Here is a 17,698-nt window from a genome sequence, read left to right as displayed (position 1 = left end):
GCTCAAAAGCTTTTGGGCAAGCCAAGCGCGTGGGTCGCGACATGGCTCAGGATCAGGTTCGTGCTGATCGGCGCGACCTGATAGAGACGCGTTTCGCGAAACTTGCGCTCGATGTCATATTCCTCGGCGAAACCGAAGCCGCCGTGCGTCTGGACGCACATGTCGGCGGCGTACCAGCTGGCTTCGGATGCGAGCATCTTCGCCATATTGGCTTCGGTCCCGCAATCGGCGCCGGCGTCGAACATCTGCGCGGCCTTGTCGACCATTCCGGCGGCGGCGGCGATCTGGACCCAGGCGCGCGCGATCGGAAACTGGACTCCCTGATTCTCGCCGATCGCGCGGCCGAAGACCGACCGGTCCTTGGCATAGGCGGCCGCGCGGTCGACGAAGAAGCGGCCGTCGCCGATACATTCGGATGCGATCAGGATGCGCTCGGCATTCATGCCCGACAATATGTAGCGGAAGCCCTTGCCTTCTTCGCCGATCAGGTTCGCGGCGGGGACTTCGAGATCGTCGAAGAAAAGCTCGGTCGTCGCATGGTTGAGCATCGTGCGGACGGGACGGACCGTCAGGCCCTTGTCCACCGCCTCGCGCATGTCGACGAGCAGCACGCTCATCCCGTCCGACGGTTTCGCACAATCTTCGCGCGGGGTGGTGCGGCAGAGCAGGACCATCAGATCTGAATGTTCGGCGCGGCTGATCCAGATTTTCTGGCCGTTGACGATATATTTGTCGCCGACCCGCTTTGCGAAGGTGCGGATGCGCGTCGTGTCGGTGCCCGCGGTCGGCTCGGTGACACCGAAGGCCTGGAGGCGGAGCGCGCCGCGTGCGATCGCGGGCAGATATTCCCGCTTCTGCGCCTCCGACCCGTGCTTGAGCAGCGTGCCCATGGTGTACATCTGCGCGTGGCACGCGCCGCCGTTGCAGCCCGAGCGGTGGATTTCCTCGAGCACCGCGGTCGCGGCACCGAGGCCGAGCCCCGATCCGCCATAGTCTTCGGGAATCAGAACCGAGAGAAAACCCGCCTCGGTCAGCGTGCGCACGAATTCGGTCGGATAGATGCGGTCGCGGTCGAGCCTCTGCCAGTATTCGCCGGGAAACGCAGCACAGAGGCGGCGCACCGCCTCACGGATTTCGGGGTGGCTCTGCGACTGGGCTTCGGACATCGGCGTTCGGCTCTCCCCTGATCGTAGGGGAGAGCCTTAGAATGCGAAGCATCACCCGCCAAGCACTATTGGCGCTCTGCACTTGATCGTCATCCCGGCGAAGGCCGGGATCTCGCCGGTGCGAATTTCCGATAGGGTAAGATCCCGGCCTTCGCTGGGATGACGGAAGAAGAGAGAGATGACCGCGCCTCAAATGCTCGGCAGGTCGAGGCCCTTCTCACGCGCGCACTCGATCGCGATATCATAGCCCGCGTCGGCGTGGCGCATCACGCCGGTGCCGGGGTCGTTCCACAGCACGCGTTCGAGCCGCTTCGCTGCCTCGGGGGTGCCGTCGGCGACGATCACCATGCCGCTATGCTGCGAATAGCCCATGCCGACCCCGCCGCCGTGGTGGAGCGACACCCAGGTCGCGCCCGATGCCGTATTGAGCAGCGCATTGAGCAGTGGCCAGTCGCTGACGGCATCGCTGCCGTCGCGCATGGCTTCGGTCTCGCGGTTGGGCGAGGCGACCGAGCCCGAATCGAGATGGTCGCGGCCGATCACCACGGGTGCCTTGAGTTCGCCCGACGCCACCATCTCGTTGAACGCGAGGCCGAGCCGGTGGCGGTCGCCGAGCCCGACCCAGCAGATGCGCGCAGGCAGGCCCTGAAACCGGATCTTCTCGCGCGCCATGTCGAGCCAGTTGTGGAGATGTGCATTGTCGGGCAGCAGCTCCTTCACCTTGGCGTCGGTCTTGTAGATATCCTCGGGATCGCCCGACAGCGCCGCCCAGCGGAACGGTCCGATGCCGCGGCAAAAGAGCGGGCGGACATAGGCGGGGACGAAACCCGGAAAGTCGAAAGCATTTTCGACGCCTTCATCCTTCGCCATCTGACGGATGTTGTTGCCATAGTCGGTCGTCGGCACGCCCGCGGCCTGCAGGTCGAGCATCGCCTGCACATGCACTGCCATCGACGCCTTCGCGGCTTTTGCTACCGCCGCCGGATCGCTCTCGCGCTTCGAAAACCACTCGTCGAGGCTCCAGCCGGCGGGGAGATAGCCGTTCACCGGATCGTGCGCCGAGGTCTGGTCGGTGAGCAGGTCGGGACGGATGCCGCGGCGGACCATCTCGGGCAGCACTTCGGCGGCGTTGCCGAGCAGGCCGACCGATACCGGCTTGCCCTCGGCATGGCTCGCCTCGATCATCGCAATGGCTTCGTCGATGGACGAGGCCTGCTTGTCGAGGTAGCCGGTGCGCAACCGCATCTCGATCCGGCTCGGCTGGCATTCGATCGCGAGGCAGCTTGCGCCCGCCATCACCGCCGCGAGCGGCTGCGCGCCGCCCATGCCGCCGAGACCGGCGGTAAGCAGCCAGCGGCCCGCAAGACTGCCGCCATAATGCTGGCGCCCCATTTCGACGAAGGTTTCGTAGGTGCCCTGAACAATGCCCTGGCTGCCGATATAGATCCAGCTTCCGGCCGTCATCTGGCCGTACATCATCAGGCCCTTTTTATCGAGCTCGTGGAAATGCTCCCAATTCGCCCATTCGGGGACGAGGTTCGAATTTGCGAGCAGCACGCGCGGCGCATTCTCGTGGGTCTGGAAGACGCCGACGGGTTTGCCCGACTGGATGAGCAGAGTTTCGTCGCCTTCGAGCCGCTTCAGCGTCTCGACGATCTTGTCATAGCTCTGCCAGTCGCGCGCAGCGCGGCCGATGCCGCCATAGACGACGAGCTCGTGCGGCGCTTCGGCGACGTCGGGGTGCAGATTGTTCATCAGCATCCGCATCGGCGCTTCGGTGAGCCAGCTTTTCGCGCTGATCTCGGGGCCGGTCGCCGGGCGAATCACGCGGCTGTTGTCGAGACGGGTGGTCATGAATGTCCTTTCGCAAAATCGAGTGTCGCAGCGATGACCTGTTCGAGCACGGGCCGGATCGCGGGATTGGGGTCGAGGGGGCTGGGCCAGTTGACGTGCGTGATCGTATCGGGCTCGGCCATATAGCCGCGCTGCGCCAGCTCCATCTGGATCGCATGGATGCCGCTTTCGGGGCGGCCATAGTGGCGCGTCGTCCAGCCGCCCTTGAAGCGGCCGTTGACGACATGACCATGGCCACTCGCGGCGCAAATGTTCGCGACGATCGTTTCGAGCTCGGGGGCGGAGGTCGCGCCGCCGTTGGTGCCGATATTGAACTGCGGCAGTTCGCCGTCGAACAGGCGCGGGACATGGCTGCGGATCGAGTGGGCGTCATAGAGGACGACCTTGCCGTGCGCGGCTTTCAGACGGTCGAGTTCGGCGGTCAGCGTGTCGTGATAGGGACGGTGGTAAAGGTTGAGCCGCTGGGTGATCGACGCCTCGTCGGGCTGGTCGAAACGATAGAGCGGCTCGCCGTCGAAGGTCGTCGTCGGGCAGAGTTCGGTCGTCGCCTGCCCCGGGTAGAGTGACGCGCCCGACGGATCGCGATTCATGTCGATCACGCTGCGCGAAATGTCGGTCGCGACCAAAGTCGCGCCGAGATCGGCGGCGAAGGCGTAAAGCTCGGCGATCCACCAGTCGGTGTCGATCTGCGCGTGCCAGGGCGAAACAAACTGCGCGTCGAGCCCAGCAAGATCGGTGCCGCCGTGCGGGAAGGCGATGACGAGCGGCGCGTCGCCGCGATGGACGCGCAGCCAGTCCATCAGCCGAGACCCGGCAGACTGGCGGGAACCGCGGCGACGAGGCTGCCTGAGCGGATCAGCGCGGTCGCGGCCTCCATATCGGGGTGGAAATGCCGGTCGTCTTCGAGCGTCGGCACATTCGCGCGGAGATGCTTGTGTGCGGCTTCGAGCGCGTCGCTCGATTTCAGCGGCGCGTGGAAATCGATGCCCTGGCACGCCGCGAGCAGTTCGATGCCGATCACCGCGCTGGCGTTGTCGGCCATGTCGAGCAGGCGGCGCGCGCCGTGCGCGGCCATCGAGACATGATCCTCCTGATTGGCCGAGGTCGGGATCGAATCGACGCTAGCCGGATAGGCACGCTGCTTGTTCTCGCTGACGAGCGCTGCCGCGGTGACCTGCGGGATCATGAAGCCCGAGTTGAGGCCGGGACGCGGGGTGAGGAAGGCGGGCAGGCCCGAGAGCGCGGGGTCGACGAGCATCGCGATGCGGCGCTCCGAAATCGAACCGATCTCGCACAGCGCCATCGCAATCATGTCGGCGGCGAAGGCGACGGGCTCGGCGTGGAAATTGCCCCCCGACAATGCCTCATCGGTATCGGCGAAGATCAGCGGATTGTCCGAAACGCCGTTCGCCTCGATGCCGAGCGTCGTCCCGGCTTGTCTTAGCAGATCGAGCGCGGCGCCCATCACCTGGGGCTGGCAGCGGAGGCAATAAGGGTCCTGCACGCGCGGATCGTCGACCGCGTGCGAAGCGCGGATCGCCGACCCCGCCATCAGGCCGCGCAGCGCATCGCCGACCTCGCGTTGTCCAGCATGGCCGCGCAGCGCGTGGATGCGTGCGTCGAAGGGCGCGTCGGAGCCTTTGGCCGCTTCGGTCGAGAGCGCGCCGGTGATCAGCGCCGAGCGGAAGACGGTTTCGGCACGGAAGAGACCCGCCAGCGCATTGGCGGTCGAGAATTGGGTGCCGTTGAGGAGGGCGAGACCTTCCTTTGGGCCCAGGTCGAGCGGCGCGAGACCCGCCTGCTTCAGCGCGTCGGCGGCGGGCAGCGTCTGGCCGCCCACCTCGATCGCGCCGACGCCGATCATCGCCGCGGCCATATGCGACAGCGGCGCGAGGTCGCCGCTCGCGCCGACCGAGCCCTGCGAAGGGACGACCGGGGTGAGCCCCTTCGCCAGCATCGCCTCGATCATCGCGACCGTTTCGCGCTGGACGCCCGAAGCACCCATGCCGAAGCTCGCGAGCTTGAGTGCCATCATCAGGCGGACGATCTTCGTCGGCGAGGGTGCGCCGGTGCCCGCGGCATGGCTGAGCACGATATTGCGCTGAAGCGTCGCCAGATCGTCGTTGGCGATGCGCACGCTCGCGAGCTTTCCGAAGCCGGTGTTGATGCCATAGACGGGCGCGCCCTTTGCGACGATCCGCGCGACCGCGGCGGCGCTCGCATCAATCGCATCCCATGCGGCGTCGCTGAGTTCGGCGCTCGCGCCCTCATAGATTTCGCGCCAGTCGGCGAGCGAAATATTTCCGGGCTCGATGATCATTGTCCGTCCTTGATGCGTTGGTGAAGCGGGTTGAAGCCGATGCGATAGACAAGCTCGGCGGGTTCAGTGACGTCCCAGATCGCGAGGTCGCACGCCTTGCCGGCTTCGAGCGTGCCGATCCCGGCGCCCAGCCCGAGCGCGGCGGCGGCGTTGACCGTGACGCCGCGCAATGCCTCGACGACGGTTAGCCCGAACAAGGTGGCGCCCATGTTGAGCATCAGCAGCAGCGAGGTCGTGGGCGAGGTGCCGGGGTTGTTGTCGGTCGCAAGCGCAATGCGCGTGCCGTGGCGGCGCATCGCGTCGACTGGCGGCAGCTTCGTCTCGCGCATGAAATAGTAGGCGCCGGGGAGGAGAACCGCGACGGTGCCCGCCGCTGCCATCGCGCGGACATCGTCGTCGGTCGCATGTTCGAGATGATCGGCCGACAGCGCGCCGTGCAGCGCGGCGAGCGCGCTGCCGTGCAGCGCCGACAATTGTTCGGCGTGGAGCTTGGCCGAAAGGCCGTGCGCCTTCGCCGCCTCGATCACGCGCCCGCATTGCGCGGGGGAGAAGCCGATGCCCTCGCAAAAGGCGTCGACCGCGGTTGCGAGCGGCGCGGCGGCGGGAATCATCTCGTTCACGACGAGGTCGATATAGGCGTCGCTGTCTCCCTTATATTCGGGGGGCAGGGCGTGTGCGCCGAGGAAAGTGGGTTCGACGCGGATCGCTCGGCGCTCGCCAAGCGCACGCGCAGTGCGCAGCATCTTGAGCTCGTCGTCCGTCGACAGGCCATAGCCCGACTTGATCTCGATCGTCGTCACGCCCTCGGCGATCAGCGCGTCGAGGCGGGGCAGGGCGCTTTGGATCAACTCGGCTTCGCTCGCCGCACGCGTCGCGCGCATGGTCGAGACGATCCCGCCGCCCGCTCGCGCGATTTCTTCGTAAGTCGCCCCTTCGAGGCGCATCGCCCATTCGTTCGCGCGATTGCCGCCGTGGACGAGGTGGGTGTGGCAATCGATCAGCCCGGGCGTGATCAGCCGGCCCTCGCAATCGGTAACCGTCGCGGCGGTTGCCGGCGCGCCTTCGGCCGGCCCCGCATAGGCGATGCGCCCATCCTTCGCTGCCACCACGCCATTGTCGATCAGGCCGAGCGCGTCATCGGCCATCGTTGCGAGTCGGGCGTTCGTCCAAAGCTGCTCCATCTGGACAGCATCGTTCTTATGCGCCATTATGTCTAGACATAATATGAGGACGGATGATGGTTTCGCTCTGGTTCGAACGTGCATGGATCGGCAACCGCTGGGAAAAGGACGTGCGGCTGCGTATCGCGGACGGGCGGATCGCTTCGGTCGAAACGAGCGTTGCAGCGGACGGCGCCGACGAACGGCATCGCGCCGGCCTGCCCGGCCTCTGCAACGTCCACAGCCACGGCTTCCAGCGCGGCATGGCGGGATTGTCCGAACGCCGCAGCCGCCCCGACGACAATTTCTGGAGCTGGCGCGAAATCATGTACCGCTTCCTCGACCGGCTGACGCCCGAGGATGTCGCGGCGATCACCGCGCAGGCCTATGCCGAGATGCTCGAGACCGGCTTCACGCGCGTCGGCGAGTTTCATTATCTCCATCACGATCCGGCGGGCGCGGCCTATGCCGACTCCGCCGAGATGGCGGGCGCGATCGCAGCGGCGAGCGCGGCGACGGGGATCGGGCTGACGCTGCTTCCCGTTTTCTACGCGCACGGCAATTTCGGCGCTGTGCCGCCTAGCGCGGGGCAGCGGCGTTTCCTCAATGACATCGACGGCTTCGCCGCGCTGCTCGACGCGGCGCGAGGCAAGCTCGCGGACGACGCCAATATCGGCGTCGCGCCGCACTCGCTTCGCGCCGTGACGCCCGAAGAGCTCCGCGCGCTGCTCGAAATGTCACCGGCCGGGCCGGTGCATATCCATGCCGCCGAACAGGTGAAGGAGGTCGCCGATTGCGTCGCGTGGAGCGGCGCACGGCCGGTCGAATGGCTGCTCGACAACGCCGGTGTCGACGAACGCTGGTGCCTCATCCACTCCACCCACCTTGCGGCGCACGAGGTCGCGCGCCTCGCTGCAAGCGGCGCGGTCGCCGGGCTCTGCCCGGTCACCGAAGCCAATCTCGGTGACGGCATCTTTCCGGCGACCGATTATCTGGGCGCGGGCGGGCGCTTCGGGGTCGGCACCGACAGCAATATCCTCGTCGATGCGGCGCAGGAGCTTCGCGCGCTCGAATATTCGCAGCGTCTCGCGGAGCGCGCCCGCGCCTTGCTGGCGAGCGAGGAAGCGCCCTTCGTCGGCGCCAACCTCTTTGCGCGGGCCGTCGCGGGCGGAGCGCAGGCGCTCGGCGTGCCCGCGGGGCTCGCCGCCGGCCATGCCGCGGACATCGTCTCGCTCGACTTGGAGCATCCCTCCTTCGCTGGCAACGACGATGCGACGCTGCTCGACCGCTGGATTTTCGCCGCTCGCGCGGGCGCGATCGACAGCGTGTGGCGCGCGGGCGTAAAGCGCGTTGCAAAGGGGCGCCATCTGGATGCCGAGGCGATCGGAACCGCCTATCGCGCCTGCCTCGCACGGCTGCTCGCGTGAATCCCGCGCGCCGCATCCGCGACGAGATCGCCGCTGCGATCCGCTCGGGCGAATGGCGTCCCGGCGACCGCGTGCCCACCGAACAGGAACTCGCCGCGCGATATGAATGCGCGCGCGCGACGGTGAGCAAGGCGCTGGCGGAACTCGCGGCATCGGGTCTGGTAGAACGCCGCCGCAAGGCGGGGACGTTCGTCGCGCATCCGCCGGTTCATTCGGCGGTGATGACGGTGCCCGACCTTGCCGAACTGATCGCGGCGCGCGGCGACGCCTATCGCTGGGCGCTGACCTCAGCGACCCACGAAGCCGCGGGGGACGAGCTTTGCGCCGGGCCGGCGCTCCGCATTGCGGGTATTCATATGGCGGCGGACGAGCCCTTTGCGCTCGAGCGCCGCTTCATCGCGCTCGACGAGGTTCCCGCCGCTGCGGGCGCCGATTTTGCGGCCGAAGCACCCGGCACATGGTTGCTCGGTCATATCCCCTGGACGCAGGCGCGCCACGTCATTCGCGCGGTGAACCCGGCGCGCAAGGAAGCGGCGCTTCTGGGAATCGGGGCCGGCGCGGCGTGCCTCGAACTCGACCGCACGACGTGGCGCGCGGGCCGCGTCGTCACGCACGTCCGGCAATTGTTCCGCGGTGATCGCTTCGATCTGGTTGCCGAATTCAACGCGGGTCCGTGACGCCGCCCCGGCCATGCGGAACCATCGGGACGATGCGCAGCATCGCGATCGCGGCGATCGCCCACGCGGCCGCCGCGAAGCCCATCGTATAAACCGGCTCGCCGGGGAACAGCGCCTTCATCACCTGACCCATGACTGTGGCGACCAGAAGCTGGGGTATGACGACGAATATATTGAACAGCCCCATATAGATGCCGAGCTTTGCCTGCGGCAGGTTGGATGCGAGGATCGCATAAGGCATGGCGAGGATCGAGGCCCATGCGATGCCGATCGCCACCTCGGCGACGAGCAGGGCCTGCGGATCGCGCAGGAAGAGGAAGCTTACGAACCCGGCAGCACCGACGAGCAGGCAGATCATGTGCGTGCGCGCCTGCCCGACGCGCCGCGACAACCATGGCAGCAGGGTCAGCGCGGCGATCGCCGCGACGGCATTATAGGTCGCGAACAGGACGCCGACCCAATTTCCCCCCGCCTGATAGGCAGGCGATGCGGGATCGCTGCTGCCGAACATATATTGCGCGACGACGGGGGTGGTGTTGATCCACATGATGAACAGCGCCGACCAGCTGAAGAACTGGACGAGCGCGAGCTTCTTCATCACCGGCGGCATGCCCGCGAAGTCGCCGACGATATGCGCGAGCATATTGTTGCTGCGTCCCGCGCGGGCGAGCGCGATCGCGGCCGCGCTGGCGAGGCCATAGCCCGCGACGAGCGCGGCGAGCAGATACATCTCCTTTTCGAGCCCGAACTCGGCGACGAGGAAGGCGATGGCAAGGCCGGCGCCAGCCCAGATGGCGCTGCCCGTAAAGCTGCGCGCGGCGAGCAGGCGGTGGGTGGCGGGGTTGTCGGCAACGGCATCGCTCCCGGCAAAGGCCGCCATTTCTTCGGGCGAATATTCGCGCGTCGTGAGCACGGTCCACAGCACCGAGAGGAAGAAGACGAGGCCGCCCGCCCAGAAGCTGTAGCGCACGGTGTCGGGGATCTCGCCCGGCGCCGCCGTGTTGGCGACGCCGAGATGGTCGAGCAGCCAGGGGAAGGCCGATCCCGCGACCGCGCCGACGCCAATGAAGAAGGTCTGCACCGCATAGCCGATGCTGTGTTGGTCGCGGCGCAGCATGTCGCCGACGAAGGCGCGAAACGGCTCCATCGAGACGTTGATCGACGCGTCGAGAATCCAGAGCATCAGCACCGAGAACCAGAGCACCGAGGATTCGGGCATGATCAGCAAGGCGAGCGCGGCGAGGATCGCGCCGGCGAGAAAATAGGGACGCCGCCGCCCGAGGCGCCCGAGCCAGGTGCGGTCGGACATATGGCCGATGACCGGCTGGACGAGCAGGCCGGTGAGCGGCGCGGCGATCCAGAGCGCGGGCAGCGATTCGAGTTCGGCGCCGAGCGTCTGGAAGATGCGGCTCATATTGGCATTCTGCAGCGCGAAGCCGATCTGGATTCCCAGAAAGCCGAAGCTGATGTTCCACAGGCCGCGAAAGCCCTGTGCCGGCTTTTCCATATCTCTCTCCCCGGCGGCGCTGGCGCGGCGCGCGGCGTGACGATTGCAGCGCGGGGGAGCGAGGGCAAGCCGCGCGGCTGGTGCGTATACGAATACGTTCGTCGGGCGGGCTAGACCGCCGTGCTCTGCCGCTTGATCAGCCGCGTCGGCAGGATGCTGCGTTCGACAGGCAGATTGTCGAGGCGGCGGAGCAGCGCGTCGACGAGCAGTTCGCCCGCGCTCTTCATATCCTGCATCACCGTGGTCAGCGTCGGCGAGGTCAGGTTCGCCGCCGGGATATCGTCGAAGCCGATGATCGCGACATCTTGGGGCAGGCGGCGCCCCGCCTCGGTCAGTGCGCGCATCGCGCCGATCGCGATCAGATCGCTGGCGGCGAAAATCGCGTCGAACGCGCGCCCGCTTGCGAGCAGCGCCCGCGCGGCGGCGTGACCCGATTCCTCCGACGACACGGCGTCGCGCTGTAGCGCGGGGTCGGGCGACAGGCCTGCGCCCTCCATCGCCCGGCACAGGCCGGCGTAGCGATCCTGAAACTCGGGCGCATGGTCCGACGCGTCGCCGAGGAATGCGATGGTGCGTCGCCCGATTTCGATCAGGTGCCGTCCCGCCTGCATCCCCGCACCGACATTGTCCGATCCGACCGTGAGCCCGATGCTGTCGTCGGACACCGATCCCCAGCGGACGAATTTCGTGTCCATTTCGACCAGATGCTCGAGCTTTGAACGATAGAGTTGATAATCGCCGTATCCGAGCAGGATGATGCCGTCGGAGCGGTGGCTGTCCTGATAGGCGACGTGCCAGTCGTTGTGCATCTGCTGGAAGCTGATGAGCAGGTCATAGCCGCGCAGCGCGCACTGGCGCGTGATCGACCCGAGCATCGACAGGAAAAAGGGGTTGATCATCGACTGGTCGGGGGTGGGGTCTTCGAAAAAGAGCAATGCGAGCGTGTGGGTGCGCTGCGAGCGCAGGCTCGACGCATTTTTGTCGACGGTGTAGTTGAGCTCGCGCGCAATGCGTTCGATGTTCGCGCGGGTCGCGGCGCTCACCGACTTGCTGCCGCGTAGCGCGCGCGACACGGTCGGCTGGGACACGCCGGCCAGATAGGCGATATCGAAGCTCGTCGGCTTAGCAGAGGGCTGGCGCCCCATCTCTCTCTCCCTGAGGCCGCGGCTCTCGTCGATGGCCGCCGCCGATGCCGGAGACTAGCGATTGGTCCGCTCGATGCCAAGAATTTGCACGGGGCCGACACTCGCGGTTTCCCGCGCCGAAAGCGTGGTATTTCTGCGACAGTAGGCGGGTCTGCATATTATGCGTATACGTATACCCTATGGCAGCACGCCGCGATTGGTTTCAATTGCGAGGCTCAAGATGGGAAAGCCCACGCATCGGAGAGGAGCCTGACGGACGCCCCGCGTCCCCGGTCCGATGCACGGGTCAAGACCGCCCGTCCGTGCCAGGGGAGCCACAAATGACCATGCCGACCAAGTTTCGCCGGGATGCCAGCGCCATTGCGCTCGGCCTCGCCTTGACCGCCTTCGTGCCCGGCGCCGCGATGGCGCAGGATGCGGACACCGCACCCGCAGGCGAAGCGCCGACCGAAGACGCCATCGTCGTCACCGGCATCCGCGGCGCGATCAACAATTCGGTGCAGGCCAAGAAGGCGAACACCTCGATCGTCGAGGTGATTTCGGCCGAAGACATCGGCAAGCTGCCCGACCTGTCGATCGCCGAATCGCTGTCGCGCCTGCCGGGCCTCGCGACGCAGCGCCTCGACGGCCGCGCCAACGTCGTCTCGATCCGCGGCCTCGCCCCCGATTTCACCACGACCCTGCTCAACGGCCGCGAACAGGTTTCGGCGGGCAACAACCGCGGCGTCGAACTCGACCAATATCCGTCCGAACTCTTGAACGGCGCCGTCGTCTACAAGACCCCCGACGCGTCGCTGATCGGGCAGGCGCTCGGCGGCACGATCGACATGCGGACGGTGCGGCCGCTCGCTTATGGCCGCCGCGCGATCGCCGCGGGCGCGCGCTTCGAGGTCAACGACCTCGGCAAGCTCAACCCCGATATTTCGAACAAGGGCTATCGCGCCAATATCTCCTATATCGACCAGAATGCCGATGGCACGCTCGGCTGGGCGATCGGTTACGCGCGCATGCAGTCGCCGACCGCGGAAGAACGCTTCAACGCCTGGGGCTATCCCGAGCTGACCGACGGGACGAACACCGCCTTCCTGATCGGCGGTGCCAAGCCCTATGTGAAATCGAACGAGCTGAAGCGCGACGGCGTGATGGCGGTTGTCGAATGGGAGCCGAGCGACCGGTTGCACATGACGATCGATGGCTATTGGTCGAAGTTCAAGGACGACCAGCGGCTGCGCGGCATCGAACTGCCGCTGGCATGGGGCAATTCGACTCTGACCGATTTCACGATCGAAGATGGTTTGGTGACGTCGGGCACGTGGTCGGGCACCGAAGCGGTGATGCGCAACGACGTCGTCCACCGCGACTCGACGATCATCGCCGGCGGCTGGAACACCCAGTTCAAGCCCAATGAACGACTGACGCTCGAACTCGATCTCGGTTATTCGCGGCTCAAGAAGACCGAGGAAAATCTCGAAATCTATCTCGGCACCGGGCGCGGTGCGGGCGTCGGCGCGCGCGAAACCGCGCTCGGGTTCCAGTTGCGGCCGAAGGGCGGCATCATCCTCGATCCGTCGCTCGACTATGCCGATCCGAACCTGTTCCTCATCACCGATCCGCAAGGCTGGAACAGCTGCGGCGGCGCGGTTCCCAATTGCCAGGACGGCTTCGTCAACACGCCCAAGATCAAGGACGAGCTGAAATCGCTGCGCCTGCAGGCGACCCAGGAACTCGATGGGGTGATCAGCAGCCTGCGCGTCGGCGCCAATTATTCGGATCGCGAAAAGAGCCTCGACGATCGCGGCTTCGTGCTGACCAGCAACGCTTATCCGGCCAACACCGCGGTGCCCGCCGATTATCTCTACGACCCGGTGTCGCTCGACTTCATCGGCATCCCCGGCATGGTCGCGTTCGACAGCTGGCGCTATTACAACGACGGCAACTATGTGCTCACCGACGAAGCAGGCTGGACGCCGGGCCGCATCTTCAACGACTATAATGTCCGCGAAAAAGTGCTGACCGGCTTCATCCAGGCCAATTTCGACGCCGATACGGGCGACACGCCGATCCGCGGCAATGTCGGTCTCCAGATCGTCCATAGCGACCAGACGGCATCGAGCTTCTATGCGCAGGTCGTCGGCGGACAGGTGCAGTCGACGCCGGTGACCGACGGCGCGACCTATACCGACTTCCTGCCCAGCCTGAACCTGACGGTCGAATTCGCCGACAACACTTTCCTGCGCTTCGGGGCTGCCCGTATGCTGGCGCGGGCGCGCATGGATCAGCTGAAGCCCGGCGGCGGCGTCAATTTCGACGCGTCGAAGCGCAACAACACCGACATCGAAGCGTCGCCCTGGTCGCTCGATCTGGGTAATGCGAAGCTGCGGCCGCTGATGGCCGACACGGTCGATATCGCGTTCGAAAAATATTTCGGCCAGGGCGCCTATGTGTCGGTGGGCGGTTTCTACAAATATCTCGAAAATTATATCTACCGCCAAAGCGACGCGTTCGACTTCACCGGCTTCGAAATTCCGGACGGCGGCACGGTCGCCACCTATCAGGGGTTGGCCAACCAGTGGCGCAACGGCAACGGTGGGCGCGTCTATGGCGCCGAAGCGTCGCTCTCGCTGCCCCTTGCGACCTTCACACAGGCGCTCGACGGGTTCGGCGTGCTGGCGAGCGGCTCTTATACCCAGAGCCGCGTCCGCGAAGGAAGCGCCGATCCGATCGCGTTGCCCGGCCTGTCGCGCTGGGTCGTGAACGGTACCGCCTATTTCGAAAAGGCGGGCTTCCAAGCGCGCATTTCGGGCCGCTATCGCTCCAAATTCCTCGCCGAGGTTTCGGGTCTCAGCCTCAAGCGCGATCTGGTGACGGCGAAGAGCGAAATGGTCGTCGATGCGCAGATCGGCTATACCTTCCAGAGCGGCGCGCTAGAGGGGCTGGGCATCCTGCTCCAGGCGTCGAACCTGACCAACGAACCGTTCGTGACCTATTACAACAATGATCCGCGCCAGATCCGCGACTATCAGAATTATGGTCGCAACTTCATGGCGGGCGTCACCTACAAGTTCTGATCCGATGCGCGGGCCGGCACGTCCGGCCCGCTCGTCGCAGGTGCCGGACGAGAGGGAAGGAACAGCGTGGGCGATAGTCGCATCACGAAGGTGGTGATCGTGGGTGGCGGCACCGCGGGCTGGATGGCGGCCGCGGCGCTGTCGCGCACGATGGATAACCTGTCGATCCGGCTGGTCGAGAGCGACGAAATCGGCACCGTCGGCGTCGGCGAGGCGACCATCCCGGCGATCCGGCTGTTCAACGCGCTGATCGGCATCGACGAGGATGAATTCGTCCGCGAGACGCGGGGTACGTTCAAGCTCGGCATCGAGTTTCGCGACTGGGGCCGCCTCGGCGATAGCTATATGCACGCCTTCGGGCAGATCGGGCGCAGCCTCGGCATGCTCCAGTTTCCGCAATATTGGCTGCGCGGCCGGGCCGAGGGCGTCGCGGGCCGGCTGGGCGACTATTCGCTGAACGAAACGGCGGCGCGTCAGAACCGCTTCGCGCGGCTGCCCCAAATCCCGAACACCGGCCTCGACGGCATCGCCTATGCCTTTCATTTCGACGCCGCGCTCTATGCTGCCTATCTGCGCAAGGTCGCAGAGGGTGCAGGCGTCGTGCGAACCGAGGGCAAGATAGAAAGCGTCAAACGCAATGGCGCGAGCGGCCATGTCGGAGCCGTTGTCCTCGAAAATGGCGAGGAAATCGGCGGCGAGCTTTTCATCGACTGCTCGGGCTTTCGCGCGCTGCTGATCGAGCAGGCGCTCGAAACCGGCTTCGAGGATTGGGCGCGCTGGCTTCCGTGCGACCGCGCGATCGCGGTACCGAGCGAGAACGTCGGCCCGGCGCGACCCTATACGCAGGCGATCGCGCACAAGGCGGGCTGGCAATGGCGCATCCCGCTCCAGCACCGGACGGGCAACGGCCATGTCTTTTGCAGCGACTTCATCGGCGAGGATGAAGCGACTGCGACCCTGCTCGCCAATATCGAGGGACGCCCGCTAGCCGAACCACGCACACTGCGTTTCAAGACGGGCATGCGCAGCAGGGCATGGAACGGCAATGTCGTTGCGCTGGGGCTGGCCTCGGGTTTCCTCGAACCGCTCGAATCGACGAGCATCCATTTGATCCAGAACGGCATCGCCAAGCTGCTCGCGCATTTTCCCGATCGCGATTTCGACGCCGCCAATATCGACGCCTATAACCGCCGCGTGCGTTTCGACTACGAGCGTATCCGCGACTTCATCATCCTCCACTATCACGCCAATCAGCGCACCGACGCGCCCTTCTGGATCCGCTGCCGCGAGATGGAAATTCCCGAAACGCTCGCGCGCAAGATCGCGCTGTTCAAAAGCCAAGGCCAGATCGTCCGCGAGGGCGACGAACTGTTCATCGAAATCGGCTGGTTTCAGGTGCTGACAGGGCAGAATATCATGCCCGACGGCTATCACCCGATGGCCGACCAGCTCACCGACGACGAACTGGCGGGCTTTTTCGCCGACATCGAAACGATCGTCGCGCGCACCGCGTCGCATCTGCCCCGCCACGAAGAATTCATCGCGCAGCATTGCGCGGCAGGAGTGCCCGCATGAGCCTGTTCGCCCCTTTGATCGCGCTGAGCCTCGCCGGCGCCGCGCCCGCCGCCGATTACCGCCAGCGGCCGCCCGAGGACGAGGTCATCTATTTCGTCCTTCCCGACCGTTTCGAGAACGGCGATCCGAAGAACGACAAGGGCGGGCTCAAGGGCGACCGGCTCGCGACGGGCTATGATCCCGCTGCGAAGGGCTTCTTCCACGGCGGCGACCTTGCGGGTCTGACGAAGCGGCTCGATTATATCGAGGGACTGGGCGCCACCGCGATCTGGTTCGCGCCGATCTTCAAGAACAAGCCGGTGCAGGGGCCGAAGGGCGAGGAGAGCGCGGGCTACCACGGCTATTGGGTCGCCGATTTCACCCAGGTCGATCCGCATTTCGGCACCAATGAAGAGTTCAAGGCCTTCGTCGACGCGGTGCACGCGCGCGGCATGAAGGTCTATATGGACATCATCGCCAACCACACCGCCGACGTGATCACCTACCGCGAGGATGCGGCCGGAGGCTTCCGATACCGCAGCCTCGCTGACTATCCCTTCTCGCGGCGCGGCGGGGTCGAAGGCGCGCCGATCAACCCGGACTTCGCGGGCGATCATGTCGCCGATGCCGAAAACTGGTCGAAGCTGACCGACCCGGCCTTCGCCTACACCCCCGTCGTCCCAAAGGACGAGGAGCGGGTGAAGGTGCCGGCCTGGCTCAACGACCCGATCTATTATCACAATCGCGGCAACAGCGACTGGGTCGGCGAGTCCGCGCTGTACGGCGACTTCTCCGGGCTCGACGATCTCGCCACCGAACATCCGCAGGTGGTCCAGGGCTTCATCGACATATATGGCCGCTGGATCGACGAATTCGGGATCGACGGCTTTCGCATCGACACCGCCAAGCATGTGAACCCCGAATTCTGGCAGGCGTTCGTCCCCGCGATGCTTGCGCGCGCGAAGGCCCGCGGCATCCCCAATTTCCATATCTTCGGCGAAGTCTATGTCGATGCCGTCGATCCCGGCGCGCTCGCCTGGTACACGCATGCCGCGGGCCTGCCCGCGGTGCTCGACTTCGGCTTCGCGCGCGCCGCGATCGACGCGGTCAGCGGCACGAAGGGCACGGATCAGTTTGCGCGGCTGTTCGACGGCGACGCGCTCTACAAGGGCGGGGCAGGGGCGGCGCAGCAGCTGCCGACCTTCCTCGGCAATCACGACATGGGCCGCTTTTCGATGTTCGTGAAGGCGGCGAACCCAAAGGCGAGCGAGGCCGAACTGCTCCAGCGCGTGATGCTCGGCCATGCGATGCTGCTGACGCTGCGCGGCGTGCCGACGATCTATTATGGCGACGAGCAGGGTTTCGTTTCGGACGACAAGGATCAGCTCGCGCGCGAGGACATGTTCGCGTCACAGATTGCAGCCTATAACGACAACGACCTGATCGGCAGCGACGCGACGACCGCGACCGCCAATTTCGATCCCGCGCACCCGCTCTATCGCCATATCGCCGCGCTCGCCGAAATCCGCCGCAAGACCACCGCATTGACGCGCGGCGCCACCAAGGTCCGCGCCTTCTCCGACAAGCCGGGCCTGCTCGCCGTTTCGCGTTTCGACCCCGACACCGGGCGCGAGGTGCTGCTCGCTTTCAACACGTCTGCGGCGCCGCTGTCGGCGAATATTGCCATCGATATGAAAAGCGCGGGCTTTACCGCGCTCCTCGGCGATTGCCCGGCCGCACCCGCCGCGCCGGGCAGCCTCCATCTTTCTCTCCCCGCCTTCGGCACGATCATCTGCCAGGCCAGCGAATAAGCGAAAGCA

12 protein-coding genes are annotated in these 17,698 nt (G+C 65.8%); 5 read left to right on the top strand and 7 right to left on the bottom strand.

Going from position 1 to position 17,698, the window contains the following annotated elements:
• Positions 1-2: 2 nt before the first annotated feature.
• From FG95_RS04195 to hutI, 5 genes are all read right to left on the bottom strand, one after another.
• A complete protein-coding gene (locus tag FG95_RS04195; protein ID WP_037554178.1) occupies positions 3-1,166 on the bottom strand; it encodes an acyl-CoA dehydrogenase family protein in 1,164 nt (387 codons plus the stop codon).
• Between the two features lie 189 nt (positions 1,167-1,355).
• On the bottom strand, positions 1,356-3,020 hold the full coding sequence (gene hutU / locus FG95_RS04190; RefSeq protein WP_037554177.1) for a urocanate hydratase: 1,665 nt from the start codon (positions 3,018-3,020) through the stop codon (positions 1,356-1,358).
• Positions 3,017-3,820: an N-formylglutamate deformylase gene (gene hutG / locus FG95_RS04185; protein ID WP_037554176.1), complete on the bottom strand. Its 804-nt coding sequence runs from the start codon at positions 3,818-3,820 to the stop codon at positions 3,017-3,019. Before hutG ends, hutU begins: the two co-directional genes overlap by 4 nt.
• On the bottom strand, positions 3,820-5,340 hold the full coding sequence (hutH, locus tag FG95_RS04180) for a histidine ammonia-lyase (protein WP_037554175.1): 1,521 nt from the start codon (positions 5,338-5,340) through the stop codon (positions 3,820-3,822). Before hutH ends, hutG begins: the two co-directional genes overlap by 1 nt.
• Positions 5,337-6,521, bottom strand: coding sequence for an imidazolonepropionase (hutI, locus tag FG95_RS04175; RefSeq protein ID WP_443027698.1), 1,185 nt, complete (start codon positions 6,519-6,521; stop codon positions 5,337-5,339). The genes hutH and hutI overlap by 4 nt, the downstream gene beginning before the upstream one ends.
• 56 nt (positions 6,522-6,577) lie before the next feature.
• On the opposite strand from hutI, the gene FG95_RS04170 reads away from it, so the two are divergent.
• Positions 6,578-7,927 carry a formimidoylglutamate deiminase gene (locus tag FG95_RS04170; RefSeq protein ID WP_037554218.1) on the top strand — a complete coding sequence of 450 codons (1,350 nt, stop codon included), beginning with the start codon at positions 6,578-6,580 and terminating at the stop codon, positions 7,925-7,927.
• Positions 7,924-8,604 carry a UTRA domain-containing protein gene (locus tag FG95_RS04165; protein ID WP_037554172.1) on the top strand — a complete coding sequence of 227 codons (681 nt, stop codon included), beginning with the start codon at positions 7,924-7,926 and terminating at the stop codon, positions 8,602-8,604. The genes FG95_RS04170 and FG95_RS04165 overlap by 4 nt, the downstream gene beginning before the upstream one ends.
• Here FG95_RS04165 and FG95_RS04160 read toward each other — a convergent pair.
• Together FG95_RS04160 and FG95_RS04155 are read right to left on the bottom strand one after the other, a co-directional pair.
• Positions 8,588-10,111: an MFS transporter gene (locus tag FG95_RS04160; RefSeq protein WP_037554171.1), complete on the bottom strand. Its 1,524-nt coding sequence runs from the start codon at positions 10,109-10,111 to the stop codon at positions 8,588-8,590. The genes FG95_RS04165 and FG95_RS04160 overlap by 17 nt on opposite strands.
• A gap of 110 nt (positions 10,112-10,221) precedes the next feature.
• On the bottom strand, positions 10,222-11,256 hold the full coding sequence (locus FG95_RS04155; protein ID WP_037554170.1) for a LacI family DNA-binding transcriptional regulator: 1,035 nt from the start codon (positions 11,254-11,256) through the stop codon (positions 10,222-10,224).
• A 320-nt stretch (positions 11,257-11,576) separates the two neighbouring features.
• On the opposite strand from FG95_RS04155, the gene FG95_RS04150 reads away from it, so the two are divergent.
• The 3 genes from FG95_RS04150 (at position 11,577) to FG95_RS04140 (ending at position 17,689) form a co-directional block, all read left to right on the top strand.
• Positions 11,577-14,324 (top strand): TonB-dependent receptor, encoded by a 2,748-nt coding sequence (locus FG95_RS04150; RefSeq protein WP_081932996.1) that lies wholly within the window; start codon positions 11,577-11,579, stop codon positions 14,322-14,324.
• A 66-nt stretch (positions 14,325-14,390) separates the two neighbouring features.
• Positions 14,391-15,899, top strand: coding sequence for a tryptophan halogenase family protein (locus tag FG95_RS04145; RefSeq protein WP_037554168.1), 1,509 nt, complete (start codon positions 14,391-14,393; stop codon positions 15,897-15,899).
• Entirely contained in the window at positions 15,896-17,689 is a 1,794-nt protein-coding gene (locus FG95_RS04140; RefSeq protein ID WP_152567571.1) for an alpha-amylase family glycosyl hydrolase, read from the top strand. Before FG95_RS04145 ends, FG95_RS04140 begins: the two co-directional genes overlap by 4 nt.
• Positions 17,690-17,698: the final 9 nt, after the last annotated feature.

It is taken from the genome of Sphingopyxis sp. LC363 (assembly GCF_000756385.1).
Classification (GTDB): domain Bacteria; phylum Pseudomonadota; class Alphaproteobacteria; order Sphingomonadales; family Sphingomonadaceae; genus Sphingopyxis.
This window is presented reverse-complemented; position numbering and strand designations above follow the sequence as displayed.